Genomic DNA, 2,769 nt, shown 5'->3' with positions numbered 1-2,769 from the left:
ATTCATATATATTATACATGAACATTTTAAAAATTGTCAATGCCGAAAGTTTATTTAAAATTTCTTTCATCCTATTTGTATATTTTTTAATAATCTGTCAATAATGCTAGTAATATAATATTTTCTCCACTCCCCCTTGGAGAGATCCCTTGAATGGAGCAGTTAGCTTTTGCTAGCTGCTCTTTTTTATTTATCCATACACTATGATGAAATACTTATAGATCAAATCCATTTTTCATCACATAACAACCATCTATTTATTTTCCAATGAGTTTTTGTATGCACTAATTTTATTCTCAAGCATCTTCTCTGTAACTTCTAAGTTTTCTCTTTGAATCTGAATAGATTTCCTATGATCTTCTAGGAGCTGTAAACGAGCTTCTGTTGTATGCTCCCCTTCTGTATATAATCTAGCGTATTCTCTTATTTTCGCTATTGGCATTTGCGTTTGTTTTAATTTCATTACAAACTGCAACCACTTTATATGTGACTCTTCGTAAAGTCGATTTCCATTTGTATCACGATTTGCAATTAATATATTTTCCTTTTCATAATAACGTAGTGTATGTGTGCTCACGCCTAATAATTTTGCTACCTCGCTAATTGTGTACATACTAAAACTCCCTTCACATGCTTACCCTCATATATTTTATAACCGTATCAAATTTATAAAAAACGTTTGACTTAGAGTATACTCTAACAAATACAATCTAACCATAAATGAATTTGAATTTAGGGGGATTTTATATGAAATACACGGTTATTACTGGCGCAAGTTCCGGAATTGGTTATGAAGCAGCTTTAGCATTTGCATCTCGCGGAAAAAATTTAGTACTTGTAGCTCGAAGACAAGAAGAATTAAACGAATTAAAATTGAAAATTAACGAAATGCATCCAGAATTGGATGTTGTCATTCGAAAAACTGATTTATCTGTTACTGCAGATGTTTATAAACTTTATGAAAGCCTACAATCTTTTCAAATTGAAACATGGATTAACAACGCAGGTTTTGGTAATTTCGCCTCAATTGCTGAACAAAATTTAAATAAAATCGAAACGATGTTACATGTAAATATAGAAGCACTAACAATACTCTCTTCTCTTTTCGTTCGAGATTATTCAATGGTTGATGGAACACAGCTTATTAACGTTTCATCGGGCGGCGGATACACAATTGTTGCTGATGCTGTTACGTATTGCGCTACGAAATTCTATGTAAGTGCATTTACAGAAGGGTTGTCTCACGAACTGAAAGAACAAGGCGCAAAACTGCAAGCAAAAGTTTTAGCTCCTGCTGCAACTGAAACAGAATTTGCAAAGCGTTCATTTGATATTGATGAATTCCAATACGATAATGTTGTACCGAAATTCCACACTGCAAAACAAATGGCACAATTTATGCTCGATCTTTATGATAATGATAAAGTTGTAGGAATTGTTGACGGTTTAACGTATAACTATGAACTTAAAGATCCACTTTATAATTTTGCCGTGAGACAAAAGAATTCAAATTCTTAATAACCTGTCCATTTCTTATGGAAATATATATTCCCACTATATATGTAAATAATAGTGGGAACTTTTTCCCTATAAATTTTTCATCCAACATACCGCACCATCGCCACTTCATCACAATAATCCACCTTTGGGCAATGTCTACAATCAATCCATACTTTCTCTGGCAACGTTTCTTTATTTACAAAATCAAATCCACACTTTTGAAAAAATACTGTTTCATATGTTAAGGAAATTACTCTTCTTACATTTATTTTCGTAGCTTCCTCCATTACATGATTTACGAGCATACGCCCTATCCCTTTCCCTGCATATGTATGCGAAACTACTAACGATCGTATTTCTGCAAGATCTTCCCCCAATACATGCAATCCAGCAACTCCAACAATTCTCTCGTCTTCTTTCATAACATATAAACATTGCAAATATTGATAAAGAGACAAAAGAGAACGTGGTAAAACAACTCCCTCTTTTGCATAAACCTCAATAAGACTATAAATTTCTTTCACATCACTCGTCACCGCATTACAGATTTTCATATTACATCCCCTTGCCCTCGATATTAATATTTATAACTTTAAATGAATTTTAATTCATAATTTTATATAATAATACAGCTCTCTTTTCTCCTCGTCAATCACTTTATACAAACAAAAAACCAAGCAATCTAATCGATGCTCGGTTCCTCATCTCGTATCGGCAATACTGTTGAATATTTAATTTCACGAAGTGCCAAACTCGTCTGTATACGTGTAATACCAAGCTTATTCAGCTTTCTAATAAACTGCTCTAGTTCTTTACGATCACGATTTGCAACCTTTAATAAATAATCGTACTCTCCTGTTAAACAGTGACATTCTAACACTTCCGGCATTGATTCTAATTCTTTCTCCAACACTTCCAACTTGTCAAATTGATGAATATTCGTACTCATAAAAATAAAGCATAATAAATCAAACCCAAGCTTTTCTTGATTTAAAATCGCAACTTGCTTATCGATGAAACCTTCCCCATCTAACCTTTTTATTCTTGCATGCATCGCAGCCGGTGATAAATTAACGCGACGTGCCAGCTCTGCATTACTTACTTGTGAATCCTTCTGCAATATATCTAAAATTTGTACATCCAAATCATCCAACACTTTAATAACAGACGACTCCATTACAATTCCTCCTTTTTTCTTACCGATGATTATTCGAAAAAACAACTTATAATTTATATAAAACTGAATATTTTTCTGTAAATATCATTTTA

Annotated in this window: 4 protein-coding genes; 1 reads left to right on the top strand and 3 read right to left on the bottom strand. The window is 32.8% G+C overall.

The window, feature by feature from the left end; genetic code table 11:
- Window positions 1-253: 253 nt before the first annotated feature.
- The gene (locus ACQGS6_RS25935) at window positions 254-613 is read right to left on the bottom strand and encodes a MerR family transcriptional regulator (RefSeq protein WP_000288069.1); all 360 of its coding nucleotides are present in this window, start codon (window positions 611-613) and stop codon (window positions 254-256) included.
- Between the two features lie 134 nt (window positions 614-747).
- On the opposite strand from ACQGS6_RS25935, the gene ACQGS6_RS25930 reads away from it, so the two are divergent.
- The gene (locus ACQGS6_RS25930) at window positions 748-1,518 is read left to right on the top strand and encodes an SDR family NAD(P)-dependent oxidoreductase (RefSeq protein WP_000878075.1); all 771 of its coding nucleotides are present in this window, start codon (window positions 748-750) and stop codon (window positions 1,516-1,518) included.
- An 80-nt stretch (window positions 1,519-1,598) separates the two neighbouring features.
- Here ACQGS6_RS25930 and ACQGS6_RS25925 read toward each other — a convergent pair whose 3' ends face one another.
- Together ACQGS6_RS25925 and ACQGS6_RS25920 are read right to left on the bottom strand one after the other, a co-directional pair.
- Window positions 1,599-2,054, bottom strand: a complete 456-nt coding sequence (locus tag ACQGS6_RS25925; RefSeq protein WP_000686667.1) for an N-acetyltransferase — start codon at window positions 2,052-2,054, stop codon at window positions 1,599-1,601.
- Between the two features lie 128 nt (window positions 2,055-2,182).
- Window positions 2,183-2,677: an Lrp/AsnC family transcriptional regulator gene (locus tag ACQGS6_RS25920; RefSeq protein ID WP_000446088.1), complete on the bottom strand. Its 495-nt coding sequence runs from the start codon at window positions 2,675-2,677 to the stop codon at window positions 2,183-2,185.
- Between the last annotated feature and the right edge of the window lie 92 nt (window positions 2,678-2,769).

The sequence above is a fragment of the Bacillus sp. GMs2/2 genome, from assembly GCF_050172095.1.
GTDB classification, from domain to species: domain Bacteria; phylum Bacillota; class Bacilli; order Bacillales; family Bacillaceae_G; genus Bacillus_A; species Bacillus_A cereus.
This window is presented reverse-complemented; position numbering and strand designations above follow the sequence as displayed.

Bases quoted from the DNA above. Each gene is read 5' to 3' on its own strand.
- ACQGS6_RS25935 (WP_000288069.1), bottom strand. From the start codon at position 613: ATGTACACAATTAGCGAGGTAGCAAAATTATTAGGCGTGAGCACACAT.
- ACQGS6_RS25930 (WP_000878075.1), top strand. From the start codon at position 748: ATGAAATACACGGTTATTACTGGCGCAAGTTCCGGAATTGGTTATGAA.
- ACQGS6_RS25925 (WP_000686667.1), bottom strand. From the start codon at position 2,054: ATGAAAATCTGTAATGCGGTGACGAGTGATGTGAAAGAAATTTATAGT.
- ACQGS6_RS25920 (WP_000446088.1), bottom strand. From the start codon at position 2,677: ATGGAGTCGTCTGTTATTAAAGTGTTGGATGATTTGGATGTACAAATT.